Annotated in this window: 20 protein-coding genes and 1 tRNA gene; 10 read left to right on the top strand and 11 right to left on the bottom strand. The window is 69.3% G+C overall.

The genetic code is table 11. From position 1 onward, the window contains the following. Positions 1-7: 7 nt before the first annotated feature. The 7 genes from EDJALFJO_RS23955 to EDJALFJO_RS23985 all read right to left on the bottom strand — a co-directional run bounded on the left by EDJALFJO_RS23955 (position 8) and on the right by EDJALFJO_RS23985 (position 5686). Complete coding sequence (locus EDJALFJO_RS23955; protein ID WP_233150005.1) at positions 8-1570, bottom strand: FtsK/SpoIIIE domain-containing protein; 1563 nt, start codon at positions 1568-1570, stop codon at positions 8-10. A 105-nt stretch (positions 1571-1675) separates the two neighbouring features. Next, positions 1676-2215: a hypothetical protein gene (locus tag EDJALFJO_RS23960; protein WP_088288842.1), complete on the bottom strand. Its 540-nt coding sequence runs from the start codon at positions 2213-2215 to the stop codon at positions 1676-1678. Then, positions 2212-2541 carry a hypothetical protein gene (locus EDJALFJO_RS23965; protein ID WP_143448748.1) on the bottom strand — a complete coding sequence of 110 codons (330 nt, stop codon included), beginning with the start codon at positions 2539-2541 and terminating at the stop codon, positions 2212-2214. The genes EDJALFJO_RS23960 and EDJALFJO_RS23965 overlap by 4 nt, the downstream gene beginning before the upstream one ends. A 364-nt stretch (positions 2542-2905) precedes the next feature. Then, positions 2906-3370: a hypothetical protein gene (locus tag EDJALFJO_RS23970; protein ID WP_198950591.1), complete on the bottom strand. Its 465-nt coding sequence runs from the start codon at positions 3368-3370 to the stop codon at positions 2906-2908. Between the two features lie 81 nt (positions 3371-3451). Continuing rightward, positions 3452-4645: an MFS transporter gene (locus EDJALFJO_RS23975; RefSeq protein WP_088288844.1), complete on the bottom strand. Its 1194-nt coding sequence runs from the start codon at positions 4643-4645 to the stop codon at positions 3452-3454. Then, positions 4642-4851 (bottom strand): DUF397 domain-containing protein, encoded by a 210-nt coding sequence (locus EDJALFJO_RS23980; protein WP_088288845.1) that lies wholly within the window; start codon positions 4849-4851, stop codon positions 4642-4644. Before EDJALFJO_RS23980 ends, EDJALFJO_RS23975 begins: the two co-directional genes overlap by 4 nt. A 4-nt stretch (positions 4852-4855) precedes the next feature. Next, entirely contained in the window at positions 4856-5686 is an 831-nt protein-coding gene (locus tag EDJALFJO_RS23985; protein WP_158220547.1) for a helix-turn-helix transcriptional regulator, read from the bottom strand. A 580-nt stretch (positions 5687-6266) separates the two neighbouring features. Between EDJALFJO_RS23985 and EDJALFJO_RS23990 the strand changes: the two genes are divergently transcribed. From EDJALFJO_RS23990 to EDJALFJO_RS24010, 4 genes are all read left to right on the top strand, one after another. Then, positions 6267-6494 carry a hypothetical protein gene (locus EDJALFJO_RS23990; RefSeq protein WP_143448750.1) on the top strand — a complete coding sequence of 76 codons (228 nt, stop codon included), beginning with the start codon at positions 6267-6269 and terminating at the stop codon, positions 6492-6494. A 206-nt stretch (positions 6495-6700) separates the two neighbouring features. Further along, positions 6701-7243, top strand: coding sequence for a Panacea domain-containing protein (locus EDJALFJO_RS23995; protein WP_088288848.1), 543 nt, complete (start codon positions 6701-6703; stop codon positions 7241-7243). A 1044-nt stretch (positions 7244-8287) separates the two neighbouring features. Continuing rightward, positions 8288-8944 (top strand): hypothetical protein, encoded by a 657-nt coding sequence (locus EDJALFJO_RS24005; protein WP_088288850.1) that lies wholly within the window; start codon positions 8288-8290, stop codon positions 8942-8944. After that, positions 8941-9300, top strand: a complete 360-nt coding sequence (locus EDJALFJO_RS24010) for a hypothetical protein (protein WP_198950592.1) — start codon at positions 8941-8943, stop codon at positions 9298-9300. Before EDJALFJO_RS24005 ends, EDJALFJO_RS24010 begins: the two co-directional genes overlap by 4 nt. A 291-nt stretch (positions 9301-9591) precedes the next feature. Here the strand turns inward: EDJALFJO_RS24010 and EDJALFJO_RS24020 are convergent, their stop codons facing one another. Further along, positions 9592-10122, bottom strand: coding sequence for a hypothetical protein (locus EDJALFJO_RS24020; RefSeq protein WP_143448752.1), 531 nt, complete (start codon positions 10120-10122; stop codon positions 9592-9594). 146 nt (positions 10123-10268) lie between these two features. Beyond that, positions 10269-11864, bottom strand: coding sequence for a class I SAM-dependent methyltransferase (locus EDJALFJO_RS24025; protein WP_088288853.1), 1596 nt, complete (start codon positions 11862-11864; stop codon positions 10269-10271). A 1665-nt stretch (positions 11865-13529) separates the two neighbouring features. Here EDJALFJO_RS24025 and EDJALFJO_RS24035 point away from each other — a divergent pair. Both EDJALFJO_RS24035 and EDJALFJO_RS35175 read left to right on the top strand, forming a co-directional pair. Then, entirely contained in the window at positions 13530-14528 is a 999-nt protein-coding gene (locus EDJALFJO_RS24035; protein WP_158220548.1) for a DUF2510 domain-containing protein, read from the top strand. A gap of 180 nt (positions 14529-14708) precedes the next feature. Continuing rightward, complete coding sequence (locus EDJALFJO_RS35175; protein WP_198950594.1) at positions 14709-15647, top strand: DUF2510 domain-containing protein; 939 nt, start codon at positions 14709-14711, stop codon at positions 15645-15647. Between the two features lie 32 nt (positions 15648-15679). Here the strand turns inward: EDJALFJO_RS35175 and EDJALFJO_RS24050 are convergent, their stop codons facing one another. Both EDJALFJO_RS24050 and EDJALFJO_RS24055 read right to left on the bottom strand, forming a co-directional pair. Then, complete coding sequence (locus tag EDJALFJO_RS24050; RefSeq protein WP_088288855.1) at positions 15680-16486, bottom strand: arginase family protein; 807 nt, start codon at positions 16484-16486, stop codon at positions 15680-15682. 25 nt (positions 16487-16511) lie between these two features. Then, on the bottom strand, positions 16512-17570 hold the full coding sequence (locus EDJALFJO_RS24055) for a winged helix DNA-binding domain-containing protein (RefSeq protein WP_158220549.1): 1059 nt from the start codon (positions 17568-17570) through the stop codon (positions 16512-16514). Between the two features lie 126 nt (positions 17571-17696). Between EDJALFJO_RS24055 and EDJALFJO_RS35785 the strand changes: the two genes are divergently transcribed. From EDJALFJO_RS35785 to EDJALFJO_RS24075, 4 genes are all read left to right on the top strand, one after another. Then, positions 17697-17816: a DLW-39 family protein gene (locus EDJALFJO_RS35785; RefSeq protein ID WP_233150006.1), complete on the top strand. Its 120-nt coding sequence runs from the start codon at positions 17697-17699 to the stop codon at positions 17814-17816. A gap of 80 nt (positions 17817-17896) precedes the next feature. Further along, a tRNA-Ala gene (locus tag EDJALFJO_RS24065) sits at positions 17897-17969 on the top strand. Positions 17970-18168: 199 nt separating this feature from the next. After that, complete coding sequence (locus EDJALFJO_RS24070; RefSeq protein ID WP_369812576.1) at positions 18169-19986, top strand: amino acid transporter; 1818 nt, start codon at positions 18169-18171, stop codon at positions 19984-19986. 31 nt (positions 19987-20017) lie between these two features. Then, positions 20018-20881 carry an aldo/keto reductase gene (locus EDJALFJO_RS24075; protein ID WP_088288859.1) on the top strand — a complete coding sequence of 288 codons (864 nt, stop codon included), beginning with the start codon at positions 20018-20020 and terminating at the stop codon, positions 20879-20881.

Below are 20881 nucleotides of genomic sequence, written 5' to 3' on the forward strand. Positions count from 1 at the left end.
GGCGGGGTCATGCCGGGCCCTCGCCCAACTCAGGGCGGGGTGCCGGGTGGGTGTCGAGGACGTCCACCCGGACGTGCGTCGTGGTCTCGCCCGTCGCTTCTTCGTCGGCAGCGGGCGCGGCGGCGGGCAGGCCGTGGGTGAGGACGTGCAGGTCCGCGTCGGTGATCTCGACGGTCCGGAACCGGACCGGGTCGCGCTTGCCGTCGACCTTCAGGAACGCGACGCCGGGGGTGTCGGGGTTGATGTGGTCGCAGACGGCGCCGCGGTCGCGGGTGCCTTCGCCGAGGACCATGTCGGTGTGTGAGGTCTCTTCCATCCGGAACCCGACCCGGACCGCGTGAAGGGCCCGCCACCGCACCACATCCTTGGTCGGCTCGACCGTCGTCACCACCACCGAGAAGCCGGCGGCCCGGCCGCGGCTTTCGAGGTGGCCGAGGGCGGCTTCGATGCGTTCGCGGTCGCGCTTGTCGGCCAGGGCGGTGATGGAGGCGAGCTCGTCGACGACGATCAGCCGGTGCGGCTGCCGGATCGTCGGCGTGTGGGTGCGGGTGTGCCCTTCGAGGTCGGTGCAGCGGGTGTCGAGGTCGCGGACCTGGGCCTCGAGGAACGCGGCCATCACGTCGGCGTCTTTCACCACGACGCCGAGCGGGTGCGGGCCGTCGGCCAGCGCGACCAGTTCCATCCGCTTCGGATCGAGGGCGAACACCTCCACGAGCCCGGCCCGGACCGACGGCGCCAAGGCCCACATGAGGGCCCAGAGGAGCCCGGACTTGCCGGAGCCGGTGGTGCCGGCGACCAGCAGGTGCGCGCCCCGGACCTTGAGGCGGGCGACGTGCCCGGCTTCGGTGACCCCGACCGGGACGGCCTCCAGAAGCTGCGCCACGCGCGCCTCGACGACCTCCGAGGACCCGGTGAGGTCGTGGGCGTCCTCGACCGCCGCGGCCAGGGCCGGGTGTCGGGTGGTGACCGGGACCGCGAGCGGGTCGGCGCGCAGGAAGGTGACCAGGACCCACCCGGACTGCTCGCTGGTGATGTCGACGCGGAAGCAGCGGTAGATGTGCTGGAGGGCTTCGCCGATGCCGGCGAACTTGTCCGGGGTCTGCCCGGGCAGCAGCTGGACGCTCATCATGTCCCGGTCGCGGGTGGACAGGACGCGGCCGATCTGAGGGACCTGCTCGACGCCCTCCCACACCGTCTGCAGACCACAGCCGGCCATCGCCTCCCGCCACCGCGACCGGTACACCGTGTGCCACCGCCACGTGCCGAGCAGCGGCATCGTGACCTGCCGCACGAACGTGACCGGGGACAGCCACCACCAGGCCGCCAGCACCCACGCGGCGACAGCGACGGTGAGGAGCCAGGCGATCGTGACGCCGGTCCAGCCCCACCGCAGCCACAGGTACACCGACACGCTCAGGATGACGCTCTGGACCGGGTACCGGAACGCGGTGCGGGTGGTCCAGACCACGGCGGTGAACAGGCCCCGCAGGATGCTCACCGTCAGTGCGAACCAGAACGAGATCTTCTTTCGTTCCTGGTAGAACAGGCCCGGCTCGATCACCTGGACCATCTGACCGTCACCGTGCCGAAGCCCTGCCCGTGCCCGGTTCCCGCCCCGGCTGGTGAGCCCGCCGAAGGTGCCGCCGTTGCTGTTGCGGTATCCGCTCATCGCTGGTCACCGCCCCTGGACGGCGAGCGTCCAGTCCTGGACGAACGCCTGGCCGGCGGTGTCGAAGCCGTGCAGCATCCCGACGGTGAACGGGACCGTGGTGTCGTTGTTCAGGGTGGCGAGCAGCCGCAGCCGGGTGACTTCGGTGCGGGACATCACTCCGAGCGCGGCCACCTGCGGGGTGGGGGCGGGGCCGGCCTCGACCCACGCGTCGTACCGGCCGTCGTCCGCAGGCGCCGGAGTGTCGGTCTCGTAGTCCCGCCAGGCGGCGTTGTGGTCGTCGAGGGCTTCGAAGGTTTCGGCGAGGATCCAGGGCAGGACGTCGCCCTCGGGGTCGACGGCGCCGGGGACGCGGCGGGCCAGGGCCATCACCTGCGGGTGCCGGGCGACCAGCCAGCACGCCGACGCGAACAGGGAGTCCGCCGGTGCGGGCAGGTGCGGGTGGGCGGCGTAGTACCCGACCGAGATCGTGGTCGGCAGCTGGGCTGCCGAGCGGTTCAGCTGGGGGACATGCGTGTACGGGGCGGGAGTGCTGGGCGTCGTCATCGCAGGTGCTCCTGGGTGCTCGTCGTGTCGAGGGACGCCGCACCGGCAGCGGCCACGTCGAGTGCGGGGCCGGCCATGAGGGCGTCGCGGAGGTAGGTGCGGGCGGTGGCCCGGGCTTCCCGGGCCAGGCAGTGCGCCTCGACCGCCAGCGACGGGCAGGCGGCGGCGGACGCGACCGCGTCCAGCAGGGAGGCCTTGCGGGCGAACCAGTCCGCGCGGGCGGCGTCGTCGGCGTCGTCCGGGACCGGCATCGCCCGCAACAGGCCCGTGATCGCGCGAGCGACCCGGACAGGTCGGACGTCGTCCGAGCCCTGGTCGTCAGGCACGACGTCGTGAGCGACGGTGACGGTGGGGGCGGTCACCGGTTGCCGCCGGGACTGCGGCCACCCGGCAGGGGGCGGCGGGTACGGTGGGTGGGCATCGCGAACGTGCTCCCTTGGCTTGGCGGTCGAGGAACCCAGCCCCTCGGGGCGGGTGTGTGCGAAGGCGGTGCAGCGCCCCCGGCCCGGCCGCGAACCAGGGCCGGGGGCCACCACACCCCGCAGTCAGTGCGAACCCCCTTGTGACTGACGAGCCCTTGGCGTGGCCGGTCAGCCCGGGGAGTTGGTGGTCCGCGCCCGAGACGCCCCCAGGTCGGGGACCACGGACACGGACCGGACGACACAGCCGTCCAGACCCCTGGGGGAGGGGTCAGGCGGCCTTGCCGTCCCCAGAGCCACCGGAGGGCGCCTGCCCGCCACCACGACCCGAGGAGGTGGCGGCGGGGGCCTTGCCCTGCGCGATGACCTTGGTCGCCCGGAACGAGTACCCGAGCTTCGACCGGCGCCCCACGGGCCCGTCGACGATGTACGGGGTCACCGTCAGGCCCTCGAACGCACACGCGTGCAGACCCGTCCCGGGCGCGATCTCACCCGGCAGGACCGGGCAGTACGGCCCGGTCACCTTCACCTTGACCTCCTTGGCCCGGGCATCGGGGTCGCGGTCCATCACGGTCACCGTCCAGACCAGCTCGCCCGTGATCTTGTCCTTCGCCGGTGACCTGCGACCGCTCTTCTCGTCGTAGTCCATCGCCTGCTCCACGCCCATCGCGTACACCCCGTGCAGGAACACGTCGTCCATGTCGACCGCGAAGCGGTGACCACCCTGAAGCGCCATGGCTTCTCTCCTTCGTGAGTTTGCTTGCGTGCATGCATATCTTATGCACGCGTGCAAGAAGGGGTCAAGAGGGAGATCGGATCAGCCTTGGCGAAGGGCCCAGACGCTCGCGACGACGAGGGCCGCGGCAGCCGTGATGGTGGGAGCCGACAGGCCCGCGATAGCCGCAATGGGGCCGCTGAGGCCAGCGCCGACGGCGGCAGCGCCGATGCCCAGAAGCCGGATGCCGCTCGTCACCCGTGCCAGCATCCCTTCGGGTGTGGCCAGCTGGATGCCGGCGCCACCGATTGCACTCACAGCGGTGCTGGCGACTCCGACAGCCACCATGCCGGGGAACGCGAGCCACCACATGGGTGCGACGAGCACAGCGAGCCAGCCGGCCGCTTGCACGAGAAAGCCGAGTCCGTAGGCCCGTTCCACGCTGACCGTGTGGTTCCGCTTGGCCCAGGCCCCGCCGGCAACACCACCGACGGCCATCGACGACACGAGCGCTCCCCACATCCAGCTCGAGATCTGGAAACGGTGCAGCAGCAGCAGGATCAGGGTGGCGAAGACGATGTTCCACCACACGTTGTACGTCGCCATCAGGAGCGCGTTCCGTCGAAGCGGTGTGCTGCTCCACAGCTCACGAAGGCCGCCGGCGAGCTCGGCTCGCAGGTCGCGCGATCCGGGGGCCCGTGCGGGGACCGGGCGCGACGGTAGCCGAGTGAGCAGCGCCGCCGAGACGACGAGCAGGAAGGCGGACGCGGCGAATGGCGCCCACTGTGCGAGCCCGAATGCGATCGCGCCGGCCGACGAACCAACCAACGTCCGAGCGAGCGCGTCAAGAGTCCAGTAGCTCGCGTTCGCGTCGGCAACGGCCTTCGGGTCGCGGCCTACCAGTTCAGGGATCTCCGACTGAGCGGCAGGGTCGAAGAAGCACGAGCCCACTCCGACCAGGAACACAGCAAGAGCCAGCGACCAGATCGCGGCATGCCCCCAGAGGATGACCACGGTCAGTACCAGGAGAACGAGGCCACGGACCGCGTCCGTGCTGACCATGACGCGGCGCTTGACCCACCGCTCGACCAATGCGCCGGCCGGTAGCCCGATGAGGAGCCAGGGTAGCCACGCAGACGCGGCCACCAGGCTCACGGCGACGGGGTCGCGGGTAAGTGATGCCGCCAACAGCGGAGCAGCGGCCGCGACTATCCCTTGCGCAGTCACGGCCGCTGCCGTCGAGCCCAGGAGCCACCGCAACGGACGCGATGACGCCCGACGCTCGATCAAGGTCATTCGCTGAGTGCCTCGAAGGTGAACTCGCCCTTCGCAGTGCCGTCCAGGAAGGCACTCCACTCGCGCTGGTTGAACACGAGCACAGGACCTGTGCCGGCGTCCTTGGTGTCCCGCACCCCGATCAGGTCATCCTGCATGGCCACCTCGACGCAGCCTCCACTGCTCGACCCCGAGGCCTTCCGCCACTTCGCACGGCTCCAGTCCATTCCACTACCTTCCTTGGTCGCGTAGGGAGACCAACCACTCTCGGGTCTCCTCCACGCTCAGTGCCTCAGCACTGAGTCCTGTCCACAGTGACTCGTACGCCTGGACCTCGACGGGATCGGCGAGATAGACGTCGACGAACTGTGTTTCCACCAGCACCAACGGCGTTGACGATGAGTCAGCGAAGTCGTAGATCACGAAGGCCCCGAGCGCCAACGCTCGTGCGGAGTGAGTGGAGGGCAGCACGCGCACAGATATGGAGGGCACATCCATGCGGCGCAGTATGTGCTCGATCTGGCTGACCATCACGGCGGCGCCCCCCGGATGCCTTTCGAGGCATCGCGCATCCACGATCGCCTCATAGCTGCCAGAGCCAGGATGGTTGAGGAGTTCCTGGCGTTGCGCTCGGGCGTTGGAAACAGCCGTCGGGTCCTGGCCAACCGCCATGCCGCTCAATTGGGCGGCTTCGACCATGGCCACTGTGTAGTCCCGAGATTGAAGCTGGCCCGGGACTACAAGCGGGTGATGCTCCCGCCACCTTCGAACTCGCTGCTCAATCCCCTGCACCTCGCGCTGCCGGCGTCTGGGCCCGCCAGCGCGGACCATCCAGGCACCGAGATCCTCTCCGGCGGCGAGTGCGAGTAGCTCCGCTCGAGCATCATCAGCAGCACCGAGTACATCCAAGACGGCGTTGAGGTCATCGACCGTCACGCCCAGCCGACCAGATTCGATTCGGGACAGCTTGGCTTGCGACCAGCCCAACTCGCCCCCGACCTGCTCCATCGTCAAGCCAGCCGTCAGTCTCAATCGGCGCACCTCAGCACCGATGCGGTCCACGACGCTTAGTCGAGCCAAGATCATCCCACTCTCATGCGTGCATGCAAGCCCATCGTAGACCGCATCGCTCGAGGATGGGGTGTCGCAACGACGACTGAGAGTCACCACACGAAGCTCAGGATGCCGATCCGGGGGGTGGCATAAGTGTGATGTGAATCACAAGGCAGACCGACCGTTCACGGCGAACTACAGCCCGCTTGTGAATTCGTGACGTACGCCTGTGGATAACCCTACCCGCGGGGTGGACGTCTGACCCGAACCTGTGGATAACCGAGTTGACGGACGGTCACTGAACGTGAGACATCGGTCTGACCTGCATAGATACAGTCATGTGGTTCGTCCGCGCGGTCCGCTAGACTCTCGGCGGAAGAAGCGAAGACCTCGGTCGGAGCGAACTCCGGACCGAGGTCTTCGTCTTGTCTGGGATGACAGCAAGACCTTACATGCTCAGTGACTTGTCGCGTGCGTACGTCCGGGTGGCTCGACGATCTTCGCTACGGCGGCTCACCCACTTGGAGCAACGAACGTGCGCACAGTAAGAGAGAGCAATCTCTTCACCGAGCAGTCAGCGGCCCTCGGCATGTCGGTAAAGCGGCTGGACGAGGTCACGTCCGGTGTCGTCTGGGCAGCTGGGATCAACGCCGAGCTCCTGCCGGCCGTCCCGGGCACCGCTCTGCGCTGCGTCATCACCGATGCGTTCCCGGACGCGCCTAGCTTGCGGATCTTCCTCAAGATCGAAGACTCCGACTACGTCGAGCTGGTCTGGATCGAACCCGTCACGGAAGACTTTGACGAGCCGATCATGTGACCGCGTCTCCATCGCCATGTGAGGGCTACCGACGCCGGGACCGCCTCCAGGTAGGCGTGTCCGTGTCGATAGACATTGGGGAACAGATCGAGTATGCGATACCGTTGTCTTGAGCAGTGGCTGCGCTTGACACAACGAGTGGGCATCGTGTAGCGGAGGCCCGGCCTCCCAGGAGAGTGACAGCCGTTGACCCGGGAGGACCACCCATGACCGCCACGATCGAGTTCGACGACACCAAATTCGGCGAACTCCTCCTGTACATCGCGGAGGAGTCTGTCGGTGACCCTAAGTTCGGTAAGACCAAGCTGAACAAGATCCTCTTCTACATGGACTTCCTTGGCTACGGGATCCATGGGAAGCCGTTGACAGGTGCTGCTTACCAGCGGCGCCCCTTCGGCCCTGTTCCGAAACAGATCACCTTAGTCCGCAACCGATTGATCGCCAACGGGGATGCGGCGGTGGAGTACGCGGAGTACTTCGGTCGACCGCAGGAGCGCCTCGTTGCAAAGCGACCGCCCAACCTGTCTCTCTTCACTCAAGCGGAGATAGATCTAGCCGCTGAGGTGCTGAAGGCACTTTGGAATCGAAGTGCTACGGAGGCATCGGAGTTGTCGCACCGTGAGCCGGGCTGGGCACTTGCGGGGGACAGGGACGAGATCCCCTACAGCGCCGTCTTCCTGTCATCGCGTGCGCTGACGCCAGAGGACATTCGGCGGGGCCAAGAGATCGAGGCACTACTCGCTGCCTGAGAGCACTAACACACGAACGGCTCGAGCTTCGGCTCGGGCCGTTCGTTGTTTCCGGCCAACTACCCAGTCAGACGATGGGCTCGTCCCAAGCCGCATACCAGCTGACACACGTACCTCGGGATCCCGCCGGTCATCACGACTTCGTCTAGTCAATGCAGCCGGGGCGCAATCGCCGTGAAGCCAAGGTGGCTGGACAGCACAGCACAGCTAGTGGCGCGCCGTGACCACAACGTCATCAGGACTGTCCTGTGCCAGGTGAGGTCGACAGCCCTGTCATCGGCGATGCCGACGCGATGCCGACGCGATGCCGACGATGTGCCGAAGCCATCTGCCGAATCTGCCTGTATGGAATCAAGGGCGGCCGCTTCGCGGCCGCCGGCGCGCGCCTCTGCCTCCCGCTCCGCTCCGGCCCGGCGCGCGCCTCTACTTGTCTGATCTCGATCTCTCCACGGGCCTGAGGAGGTACGCGGCCACCGTGCCGAGTACGAGGAGACTGACCAGGAAGACGCCGGCGCCGGCCAGGCGTTCACCAACGTGGGTCTCCGTGAGCACTGACGCCAGGCCAATCTGCACACCGATCGCAGGCAGCATCACAGCGAGCGCGACCGGCCGCCAACCAGGCAACTCGCTCACAGGAGGTCTTGGCCGTCTGAGCCAGGCGACAGGCTCCCTGGCCCCCGCGCTGTGCTTCCCGTCGCCTGGCACGAACTCATCATGACGTCCAGGACGCCGAGTCGTCTCTGACCTTGTCCGGAGCAGCCGGGTGACGTTCGGCCCGCGCGTGTCTGGGTGGGTGTCTGGGTGCGGTGACGCGCGAGGCCGATCACCTGTTGCTTGCGGCTCGCCTTCCGGTACCACGCCCGGTCTCCCCATCAACCCCCAGCCGTGGGGGTGGTCGGGGAAGGTGCTCCCGCACCTGCGCACGCCTGGGTCCTCGAGGCGGGGTGGGGGTTGATGGCGAGCCTCTCCGGGCGAGGTACCTCCCGCCTGTCGGCAAGGGGGAAATGACTCCCCTTGCCGCCACGCCCACCCCGGGAGGACACCATGACCAGCAGGCACCCCATCGGCACCACCAGCAAGACCGCGCGAGCGTCCCGGGTCGCGCGGCGGCGGGCGAAGACGGTCCCGGCCCGGCACCCGCTCACGCACGTCGAGGTCGCCCGGATCGCCGCGGCGTATTGGGCGCCGTGGGAGGTCGCGGCGATCGCCCGGGCGTGGCTGTCGACGCCGGCCGACCGGACCCGACGCCTCACCGAGCTCCGCGCACAGGTTGCGGCCGGGATGCGCGGCGGCGCCGGCGACGGCTGGCAGTGGTCCACCCAGGGTGGCCGGGTCGAGGTCCAGGTCCGGGCCTCCCGCGCGCACGGGCAGGTCCGCCGGGCCGGGACCATCACCGTCACCACCCTGATCGGGCACGTGCTGGACCGGATCACCCATGAGCGTGCCTATGCCGTCATCGACGCGGACGCCGCGCACCGGGCCTGCCTGCTCGCCGCCATTGACGCCCAGGACCGCCATCGCACCGCCAAGACCGACGACCAGACCGAGCGCGTCGACGAGGCCGAGGGTCCGTCGTGGGAGGAGCAGAGCCGCCTGCACTGGGCAGCCCGGAACGCCGCCGAGGCGATCCTGAACGCGGGCCTGGACGCGCAGCTGGACCTGCTGGACCTGCTCGGCGCCGGGACGGAGGCGACCCGATGACCCAGCCCGCTGCCCAGGACACCGTCAAGGGCACCTTGACGCCCGACACCGCCGCAGACAGCACGACGAGCCAGCGGCCGGCGGCCACGGTGAGGGCGCGGAAGCGGCGCCGGGCCGGGGTGGAGAACACCGACTACGCCGCGTTCGCCGCCCGGGTCATCCGGGCCCACGCCCGCCGGGTCGCGGACGGCGACGTCGACGCCCTGGCCGACCTCCTACGCCTGGCCGTCGAGGTCGACACCGCCACCCAGACCGCCGTCACCGGCCTGCGCACGTTTGGCTACTCCTGGGGCGAGATCGCCGCCCGACTCGGCACCACCCGCCAAGCCACGCAGCAACGGTGGGGCCGAGGCTAGTCCTCTGCTACTCGAGTGAATCGATCGCCGGGCCGTCCCCCGGAGCCTTTGACGCGGTCCGCTGCTTCAGGCTCATAGCCCTTCACCACAGCTGCCCAGGGGTCGGGCTTCTCGTCCTCGTCTCCTTCGGCGTCAACCATCACCGCGACCGCGGCGGCATCTTGACAACACGCGTCTCTGACCCGGTCATCGTGTCGCCCTTCTGCACGAGTTCGGCCGGCTCCGGGCTGTAGGACGTTGCCCACGAGTCAGCCGAGACTGTCGTTGGCTGCGGCTTCTCTTCCGAGTCAGTCATTGCAGTCCCCACAAGGTGATCGTTCCCGCCACAACGACGAGGAGCATGGCACCCGAGAATACCCAGATGCCGCGGCTGACAAGCCGCATCCGGCGGTCTGCAAGCTCACGCTGAGTCGTGAGCGGACTGTCGGCCGTGCCTTTGGTCGTCTCGATGAACGTCCCGGCGAAGTCACGATAGAGAGCGGCGGCGAAGATGCGAGCGTCACCGCCTTCGATCCATCCTTGCCACCGGTCTCGGATGGTCTCCTGTCGAGGCTGCGACGTGCCCCTCGGCGAAACGGCCGCCAGCCCGATCAAGATCACTGTAAAGAGCATGCCATGGCTCATCGTTAGCAGGGTGGCGACGAGGACACGAGTCTGTGCAGGCAGACTCTCGAGGACGCCATAACCAATCGGCGCGAGGGCCAGCAGAGCGCCGGCCAGGGACATCAGACCAACAGCTCGTGATACTGCATCAGCCGACCGGGCTTCGTCGCGCTCGTAGATCCACCGGGCATGATCGTAGAACGGAACAGCGCCATCCATGATTGTGGCGTGGTGGCTGCGCCGATCCAACGGCAAGGCTGCTGGTTGAGGAGAAGTCGGGGAGGAGGATCCACGACTCTTCAACCGGCGGCCTACGATGCGGGACCACAGACTCATGCAGGCGATGGTTCCAGACTGGCCCACGGCTATCGGCGACCCCGGCCAGCGCGACGAGCTCGCAGATCGAGCCATGCCGAGCGGACTGTCTTGACCTTCCGATCGCTCCAGCCAAGTCCCTCGACTAGCAGAGTGGCATCTGCCAGCTCCACGGCGCCTTCAAGGTCGCCAGCACGCAACTTCAGATCAATTGACTCGGGCAGAGTCTCAGGAACAAGGTGCGGGTCCACGACCAGTAGTGCTGCAGCCTCGCTGGGCTCAAGTTCGTGAATACCTCCCCCATAACTTCGTCCCTGGATCTCACTGAATGCAAAGGTGGCCGAGTTGAATGCTGCCGCTGCGAGGGATTTCGATGAGACCTGAGCAGTCAGTCTCACCCTATGAATCGTGTCCGTGGCGGTTGCCGCAGTCTCATTGACCACGATGCGCGGATGAGTATGTATCTGCCGATACATAAATGCGTCCGGGACCCAGAAACTGGGAGTGGTCCACCATGGTGATCTGATCGAGCACTTATAGCCCTGGTGAACACCTTGGGCCTCGCCGTGTCGAACGTAGGTCTCTAGGGCGTCAAGACCATCGAGCTCTTTGGGTGCACGGAGAAGAAGAGCCCGGACGTCGTCTTCGTATTGAGATTTCATATCAAGTTCAGAATAGCGCAGACCTGGAAGTTGCGACGTACGAGCAACGAGAGGAACGCAGTGCTGAAGCAGTCCGCGATCCTCCGCCTCTGTTCGAGTCATCGTGAAGAATGAGTTTCGACCTGTGACTATTCCGACCTGTACGTCGGCGTAACTACTGAGACTGCGTAGGTCAGAGCTAGATCGAACGTCCCGGAGAGTCTTTATCTGAGTAGGTTTGAGGAAGTATTTCGTCCACTTTTCCTCGTCGTGAAAGAGTGCGGGTGCACTCGGACCTTCAAGTTCAAGATCGGCGAGGCTTCGAGTGTCCTCAGCGTGCACCACCCTCATCCGAGCGGGGCCGCGACCGACCGTGCCAAGAAACAGAACAACTTCCTGAAGAATCCCATCGAAGACCAGTCGCCGAAAGGTAACCAGCGTTACTTCTGAATACCTCTCAACAATGTAGCGGCGAAGCTCTGCCGCGTAGCCGACTTGCAACAACTCTGCCGGAAGAACCAATCCGACCCGACCCGCTTGCTTCGTCGATACCGTTGCACCGACGACGAAAGGTACCCACGCATTCGTTAGCCGAGAAGGATGCAAGCCTTCGCGACGCATAAGGTCTAGTGCGCCGCGACGGAACTGGTCGTCCCAGTTGCCGAACCGAATGTAGGGCGGGTTCCCGGCGACGCCATCCCAATTGCCGCCGTCAGATTCCATCCAGTGAAAGAAATCGTCATTGACTACTGCACCGTACTGGCTTGCAAGCAATGCCTCTTCGGGTACTAGTTCGACACCTTGCGGGCGTCCATTGAGTGATCCCGAAGGTAGGAATCGAAGAATTGACCCGTCCCCACATGATGGTTCCAACACGCGAGCTCCTGTCGCGGAAACCCACGCGGCCACAAATCGCGCAATCTCTGTAGGGGTGTAGTAGCCTCCGCGCAGCTTACTTGCATCCGCTACCGGCTTCGATGTGAAATCCTTGACTCTATTCAGCATGAGGTGGAAGTCCTTGGAATCGTTGATGATAGGCAGCTTCCACCTGAGCACTGAACCTCTCGATTCTAAGTGCGCTGGCCGGGTCGGGTACCTGCGGGTCGACATTCCCAGTCGCTGGGTCCCAGATCACCAGGCTCAGCGCCTCGGCGCGATGGAGGGGTTCGTCAACCAATACACGTCCACCCAGGCGTTCAAGCGTTCCAATGAGAGCCCTTCCGACACCCCCGACGGCGGGTAGACATGGCCCGGGGATCACCACCATGAAACCGACCACGGCGGACGGGAACCGGGTATGAACCGTGGTTGCCTCTGTCGCCAAATCGTTGATCATGTTCTGGTAGTTCTTGCCGACTGACTTCCGGTCGTTCAGAGTCTTGGAGTCGAATGCGAATCGCACTCCATCTGGGCGATAGCCGACATCGAAATTCTGCGGCCTAACGCCACCAACCACTCTCACCGGTCCGACCTCGACGCAGTCCGCTTGAGCCGGCGTGAGCGAGGTCGCGACGGGGACCACGACTGGGATGTTGCCCAACATCTCTGCCAGCGCCGCTCCCACCCTGCTGTCCACGAGTCCGCCCAGTTGCGAGCTACTGAACGGAGGGGTCCGGGACAACGCGTCTCCGTTCGCTGCCCACTGCGCACCGAACTGTGCGAGTTGCGCGACTGGGAGGTTGATCGGTGGCATGGGCTGCAGGACGGCCATGGGGCGAGCCTCCCAAAGGGGGAGGCCGGCCGCACGCACATCGAACGGACGCGCCCAATCTGCGGCTGAGGTCGCGACATGCTCCGTCCTCTCATGGGGGCGTGTCCTGGTGGTCCGATCGAGTACACAGCCTGACGCTAGGCGTGAGGTCTGACACCCACGCCCAGTCTGGGGCGGCCGCGTGGCGCTGCGGACTCCTCCCAGTCGCGACTGCTGCTGCCCGCCGGGGTCACCCATAGGAGCGCTCCGCGCCGCACACGATGTGACCAGACTCGACACAGCCCTCAGAGACGGTCTGATCGACATCCTGGCCCGGTCGTTCCTCTGGGTCGTCGACGCGCCGCTGTTCGAGCCGAGGACAACGCGGTTGGCTCGACGTTGGACGGGGTAGGCGTGAAGTCGCCTAGTCCGTATATATAGGGGACGCAGAGGCCGTTGCTGGTGACGTGGACCGCCGACCAGCAGAGGAGCACGGTGTGGCCGCCGGTCAACCTGACGCGCTGAGTGACGAACTGCGTGACAACCGCCGCGAACTCCACCAGCTCGTGACGTACGAGCCCGGACTGTCTTCACAGGCGCCCACCACCATCGACCGAGTTAGCACGTCTCCTCGCTCTGACTGATAAGGAAGAGGCCAGAGGTTCAAGTCCTCTTAGGCCCACCCGGAACGACCTCTCCACGTGAAGGCCCCGCCGTGACGCGGGGCCTTCGTCGTTCCCGGACCCGCCGGCACGGACGGGATGTGTGACACCGGTGAGTCACGACCGTGTCAGATGTGTGAGGTTCTCCCGTTCGGTCCCGCCTGTCCACGCGGAAGTCATACAGTCCTCCCGTTCGACCGGCGGCGAGGTGCCATGGCGGCAGTGCCCCACCGACGCAGAACCATCCACGAAGTTGGGCCAACCGGTTGCGGAGAGTGGTCTCTCCGCTACAGAGTGATGCCTCGAGGGGGTGTGTCCATGGAAGGCCCGCGCGAGGCGCAGTGGGCGCCCGATCCCTACCGCCGCCACGAGCTGCGCTACTGGGACGGCTCCCAGTGGACCGAGCACGTGAGCGAGGGTGACGGCTCCGTGCTCGTCGACCCGCCGCTGCCCGGTCCGCGGACCCGGCGCGAGGCGCAGGCCGCCGCCGGGACGACCGACCTGACGAGCGGCCAGGCGTCCGTGCCGGCGAGGGTGTCGTCATCGGGTGCTCTCGCAGGCGGCCCGGCAGCGTTCCCGACCACCTCTCCCACGCAGTTCCCCACGCCGTCCGCCGCGGAGTTCCCGGCGATGTCGCCGGTCGTCATCCCGCCGGCGGCCGCAGCCGCCCCGGCCGAGACCCGGGTCTCGCGCACGGCAGCGGGTCGGGCGCCCGACCTCTTCAACGACCTCCCCGGCGGCCGCCGGGCCGCCGGTGCCGCTGCGTCCGGTGCCGCCGGCCCTGCCGCCGTCGGTCGTCAGGCCGACCTGACCTTCGGTTCGGGAGGCCACGGCGGTGCGGCCTGGGCGGCCGCGGACGACGAGCCGGAGGGCTGGGACTGGCGCGAGTCGCACATCCCCGAGATCCTCTCCGGGCTCGGGGTCGCGGCGCTCATCGCGGTCGCCGCCGTGCTCGGCGGCGGGAGCACGGGCAGCAGCGCGGACGCCGTCCAGTCGGTCGTGTCGACCCCGACCGGCGACCCCGCCCCCGGGGCCACGGTCAAGGCCACGACGAAGAAGCCGAAGAAGAGGACCACGGTGCCGGGCGTCCAGCTCTCCTCGGCCAAGGCACCCCGGATCACCTACCGGTCGAGCACCTCGGCAGCGCCCCGGGCGACGACGACGTCCCGGACGAGGACCACGTCGGCCCCGCCGTCGTCGAGCCCGCCGCCGGACGAGACCACGACGTCGAGCAGCAGCACGAGCAAGCCCCCGACCGACCCACCGCCGACCAACGACTCCTCGCCGTCGTCGAGCTCTTCGACCAAGAAGAAGTAGCCCGCGCCCCGGGGCCGAGCCGCGCGGCCCGCCGGAACGTGTGCACATGGGTGATTTGCTCACCCTTCGGGGTCGCCCGCGTACGCCCAGATCAAACTTCGACGGATCTGCTGACCTTCCGCGCACCCCGTGCCAGCATCGGTCGCGGCAGCGACGCGACACGCGGGGAGATGAGCGGCGATGCGAGAGCTTCCGGGCCCACGCTGGGCGGCCGACCCGTACGGCCGGCACGAGATGCGGTACTGGGACGGCGGCGGCTGGACGGCGCACGTCAGCGACCGCGGCGTGACCGGCCTGGACTCCGTACCAGGTCTCGCCGCGGTCGCGGCGGAGGCGGTGACGTCCGTCGACGGCGGCGCGACGACCGACGCCGGTTCCGCCGAGGCCCCGACGCAGGTCGTCCCGGTCGCGGCGTCCGCCACCACCCGGCAGGGCACGATCCACGACGAGCTGACCATCGCCCTGCCGGCCACGACGGCCGACGCGCGGCCGGCGGCGCCCGTGGACGCGCTCTTCGGTGCCGCCGCGGTGTCGGCCAAGACCTCCGCCCCCGCCTACCGCGCGGCCCCGGCCCCCGGCGGGCGGCGCAACGGCCTGCTCATCGGGATCGGGGCCCTCGCCGTCACCGGGCTCGTCGCCGGGGTGATCGGCTTCAGCGGTCTGCCGGACTCCGGGTCGGACTCGGTCACACCGGTCGCCGTGCCCGCGACGACGGCGGCGCCGGAGCCGACGACCGCCGCGCCCGAGGCGACCGTGAGCGAGGAGCCGACGATGTACGGCGGCCCGACGACGTCCGCCGTCGACGAGCCGACCGTGCCCGCGGCGAGCACGACCACGCCGCGACCGACGACGAAGAAGCCGAGCACGTCCTCGACGCGGCCGCGGAGCAGCACCTCGACCCGGCCGCCGACCCGGACCCGGCCGGTCGAGCTCGTCCGCTACCCGGGCTGCCCCGCGATGCACCAGGACTACCCGCACGGCGTCGGGCGGCCCGGGGCGCGCGACCGCAGGAGCGGCAGCGGCGGGGACCGGGTCCGCAACTTCACGGTCAACGGCCCGCTGTACTTCGCGAACTTCCGCCTCGACTTCGACGGCGACGGGATCGCCTGCGAGGCCTGACCCGGGACCCGGGACCCGGGCCTCCGAGACGCTCAGCCGCCGGTGACCCCGGCGGCCGCGAGCATCTGCGCGACGAGGTCGGCCCGCACCGCGGCCTCGGCCGCGTCCCGGGCCGGGTGCCAGGGGCACGCGACGTCGAGGACGGCGACCCGCCCGGTCGCGAGGGCCCGCCGGACGGCGTCGAGCACCGCGGACGCCGCAGGCCCGTCGGGTGCCGGGAAGAGCAGGCCCGGCAGCTCGGCGGAGTCGACGACGTCGAGGTCGACGTGGAGCACGAACGGCCCGTCCGGCAGCACCGCCGCCAACCGGTCCGCGGTGACGTCCTCGACGGCGAGCCGGGTGATCGCGCTGCCCGCGAGGTAGTCGACCTCGGGGGCGTCGAGGTCGCGGGCGTCGACGAGGACGGCACGCTCCTCGGGGAGCGCCCGCAGCCCGAGCGGTCCCGCGAGCCGGTCGGGGTCCCCGCCGACCGCCATCCGCAGCACCATCCCGCCGAGGTACCCGGACTGCGACGAGGCGAGGGTGTGGACGTCGCCGTGCGCGTCCAACCAGACGATCCCGGGGTCGAGACCCGCCCGCTGGGCGCCGGCCAGGGTGCCGAGGGCGACGAGGCAGTCCCCGGAGACGACGACCGGCACGGCCGGGCCGGCGAGCGCGCCGGCGACCGCGTCCGCCACCGCGCCGTGGAGCGCCGCGAGCCTCGTCCACTGGTCGGTCCCCGGGGGGTCGAGCGCGGGCAGGTCCGGGTCGACGAGCACGGACGGCGTCCCGGCGGGGAGCGGGGCGCTGTCGTCGGGCAGGCGGTCGTCCTGATGGAAGGGCACGCGGATGACGGTCATGGCGGGACCGTAGCCGCCATCCCCGTCAGGCGGTGAGCATGTCGCGCGCAGGCAGCCCGAGGTAGCGGTGGACGTCGTCGGCGTCCGCGGCGAGGGCGGCGACGACGTCGGACGCCAGCGGCTCGAGGGCCTTGAGCGTGACCCGGCCGCCGGGGAGGGTCCACGTCCCGACCGCGCGCCCGCCGACGAGCGCGGAGGCCTTGAAGATGCCGTTCGAGGTGACGAGACCGACGTGCCGGCCGATGACGGCCTCCCGGTCCGCCCAGCCGTGGAGCACGGGGTCGAAGGGCCCCAGCAGCACGGGTGCCGGCACGACGCCGGCCGCGGCCGGCGCGCCGGGCAGCCGGTGCAGCCCGTCGTCGTCCGCGGTGCTCCCCAGCGCGGCGAGCCCGCGGCGGGCGGCACCGAGGGTCGTCCCCGCCCACGTCGCGAGGTCGGCGTCCCGCGCCGGGCCGTGCGCCACGAGGTACCGCTGCGCGAGCCGGCCGAGCGCCTCGTCCGGGTCGGTGTCGGGCGGGCGCGGCCCGAGCCAGGTGACCGGGTCGACGAAGGCCTGCTCGCCGTCCGGGAGCACGGGCCCGCGCAGGAGCAGCCCGCGCAGGGACGCGGCGAAGAGCACGTGGACGAACGCCTGCCGTTTCGTCGGGACCCCGGCGTCGTCGAGCAGGGCCCTCAGGTCGTCCCGGCTCACCGGCGCTGCCGTCACCGCACGGGAGACGACCTCGACACCGGTCTCGAGCTGGGCCGGGGACACGCCTTCCTGCTCGAGCCGGCGGCGGCTGCTCGCGGCGAGCTGCGGCGTCGTCAGCGGGTGCAGCCACCAGTAGTCCTCGGCGGCGACGAGGTGCAGCGTGCCCCGGTTGAGCCAGGCGACGACGAGCCGGCGGGCGTCGAACGCCGCGTCGACGTCACGGGCGAGAAGGCCCGTGCTCCGGGACCGGACGGCGAGCCGGGCGCCGCGCAGGTCCTGCGCCTGGACGGCGAGGATGCGGCGGACCACGTCGTCCGGCGTCCGGGCCGCGCGCCGGGTCAGCCCCTGCACCGCGAGCCGCTGCAGGTGGACGTCGGGCGGGACGGTGGGCACCCGCCACACGCTAGCCGTGGGCACCGACGGGCCACGGGGCACCCGACTATGCTGACCCGGTCACCGGCCGAGGCCGGTGCCGAGAGCGCCAACAACCGGCGGACCGCCGGTGCGAGGAGGTCGGACGTGAAGAAGCTCCTGGTCGTCGCCGTGGCCGCGGCGGCAGGCTTCGCCATCTGGCGCAAGCTCGAGGCCGACAAGGCCGAGCAGGCCCTCTGGGCCGAGGTCACCGACCCGGTCAGGTGACCCTGCCGGGTGACCGGATGTGATTGGCCGTCCGCCGGGGCGGGCTGGCACACTTGACCAGCCCGCTGCGACGGGCATCCGGGGGCGTGGCGCAATTGGTAGCGCACCTGCTTTGCAAGCAGGGGGTTGTCGGTTCGAGTCCGATCGCCTCCACCGGATCCGTCCGCCACAGCCTCGCCTGACGGCGGGCTGACGATCAGTACGCTCTCGACACGTGACCGAACCTGCTCCCCGAACGGCGGCGTCCTTCCGCTCCTGGCTCCTGGATGCCGGGGAGCGGGACCCCGGCGGCTTCTACGAGACCGAGGGCGAGGTCGCGGCGCACTCCCACACCCAGCCGTGGTGGCGGGTCATGTGCCTGACGGGGGTCGACTACTTCTCCACCCTGGGCTACCAGCCCGGCATCGCGGCTCTCGCGGCCGGGGCCCTCGCGCCGCTGGCGACGCTCATCCTCGTGCTCGTCACGCTCTTCGGGGCCCTGCCGATGTACCGCAGGGTCGCGCAGGAGAGCCCGCACGGCGACGGGTCGCTGTCCATGCTGGAGCGGCTGCTCACGTACTGGCCGAGCAAGCTGCTGGTCCTGTCGCTCCTCGGGTTCGTGGCCACCGGGTTCGTCATCACCATCACGCTGTCGGCGGCCGACGCCAGTGCGCACATGCTGGAGAACCCGTTCCTGCGCAGCGCGCTCGAGGGCCGCCAGGTCGTGGTGACCCTGGCGCTGATCCTCGCGCTGGCCCTGGTGTTCCTCAAGGGCTTCAAGGAGGCCATCGGGCTGGCCGTGGTGCTCGTCATCGCCTACCTCACGCTGTCGGCGGTCGTGATCGGTCGCGGCGCGCTCGAGGTGCTCACCCACCCGGAGACCGTCACGAGCTGGACCGACGCGATCTCGCTGGAGTACTCCTCCCCGCTCGCCGTCCTCGTCGCGGCCCTCGTCGTCTTCCCGCGGCTGGCGCTCGGGCTCTCCGGGTTCGAGACCGGTGTGGTCGTCATGCCCCTGATCCAGGGGGACCCCACGGACACCGCGGCCCGTCCCGCCGGGCGCATCCGCGGGGCCCGCCGACTGCTCACCACGGCCGCGCTGATCATGAGCGCCATGCTCATCGGCAGCTCGCTGGTGACCACGCTGCTCATCCCCGCCGCGCAGTTCGAGCCGGGCGGCGAGGCCAACGGTCGCGCGCTGGCCTACCTCGCGCACGAGATGCTCGGGGACGGGTTCGGTACCGCCTACGACGCCGCCACCATCGGCATCCTGTGGTTCGCGGGCGCCTCCGCGCTGGCCGGGCTGCTCAACATCATCCCGCGCTACCTGCCCCGGTACGGCATGGCCCCGGACTGGGCCCGCTCGACCCGGCCGCTGGTCCTCGTCTTCTTCGTCATCTGCGTGGTGGTCACGCTCGTCTTCCGGGCCGACGTCGACGCCCAGGCCGGCGCGTACGCCACCGGCGTCCTCGCCCTCATGACCTCGGCCGCGATCGCGGTCTTCCTCACCGAGCTGCGGCGCGGCCACCGGGGCACGGCCGCGTTCTTCGCCGTGGTGTCGGCGATCTTCGTCTACACGATCCTCGTCACGGTGATCGGGGACCCGGAGGGTCTGTGGATCGCCCTGGTCTTCGTCGCCCTGATCATCACCTTCTCCGTGGTCTCCCGGATCTCGCGCTCCACCGAGCTCCGCGTCCCCGACGTCGCGTTCGACGCAGCTGCCGAGGCGTTCCTCGAGGGCGCCGCCCGGTGGCCCCAGCCGCTGCGGATCATCGCCAACAAGCTGGACGACGGCGACGACGCCGAGTACCGCGAGAAGGCGCTCGAGGTCCGGGTCGACAACCACCTGCCCGACGGCGAACAGGCACTCTTCCTCGAGGTGGTCGTCCCGGACGCCTCCGAGTTCACCAGCACCGTGCACGTGACGTTCACCCAGATCGGCGCCCACCCGGTGCTGCGTGCCGAGGGCCCCTCGGTCCCGAACGCGCTCGCCGCGGTGCTGCTCAAGCTGAGCCACACGATGCCCGAGGCGCCGCACGCCTACTTCGAGTGGTCCGAGCGGGCTCCCGCGCAGAACATGCTCCGCTTCCTGCTCGCCGGCGAGGGCGACATCCCGCCGCTCACCCACGAGATCCTCCGGCGCTCCGTCCCCGACGCGCGGCAGCGTCCCCAGATCCACGTCGGCGGGTGACCCACGGCGCCCCGAGCCTAGGATCGCGACCATGACCGATCCCCGCCTCGTCCCCTCCCTCACCCTGCGCACCGGGCCGGGCGCCGGCCCCGGCCTGCCGATCCCGCAGGTCGGCTTCGGCGTGTGGCAGGTGCCGGACGACGCCGTCCAGCCCGCGGTCGAGGCCGCGCTCGCGGCCGGGTACCGGCACGTCGACACCGCGCGCATCTACGGCAACGAGAGCGGGGTCGGGCGGGCGCTGGCCGCCACCGACGTGCCGCGCGAGGACGTCTTCGTCACGACCAAGGTGTGGAACGACGACCACCTCCGGGTCAAGGACGCCTTCGAGGCCTCGATGGACCGCCTCGGGCTCGAGCAGCTCGACCTGTTCCTCATCCACTGGTCGGTGCCGGACGCGAACACCTACGTCGACGCCTGGCGCGGGCTGCTCGAGCTGCGGGAGCAGGGCCGGGTCACGGCGGTCGGCGTCTGCAACTTCCACGTCCCGCACCTGGAGCGGCTCCTCGCGGAGACCGGCGAGCTGCCGGCGATCAACCAGATCGAGCTGCACCCGTACCTCCAGCAGAACGAGCTGCGCGCCTTCCACGCCGAGCACGGCATCGTCACCGAGTCGTGGAGCCCGCTGGCCTCCGGGCAGAAGGTGCTCGACGACCCGGTCGTCGCCGACATCGCGGCGGCCCACGGCGTCACACCGGCCCAGGCGATCATCCGCTGGCACCTGCAGCTCGGGCTCGTCGTCCTGCCGAAGTCGGTAACCCCGCACCGGATCGTGGAGAACCTCGACGTCTTCGGCTTCACCCTGGACGACGCGCAGATGGCCGCGATCGCCGGCCTCGACCGCGGCATGCGCACCGGCCCCGACCCCGACGAGTTCCACATGGACGCCGTCTCGTAG

The organism is Kineosporia sp. A_224, from assembly GCF_002198655.1.
Lineage (GTDB): Bacteria > Actinomycetota > Actinomycetes > Actinomycetales > Kineosporiaceae > R-H-3.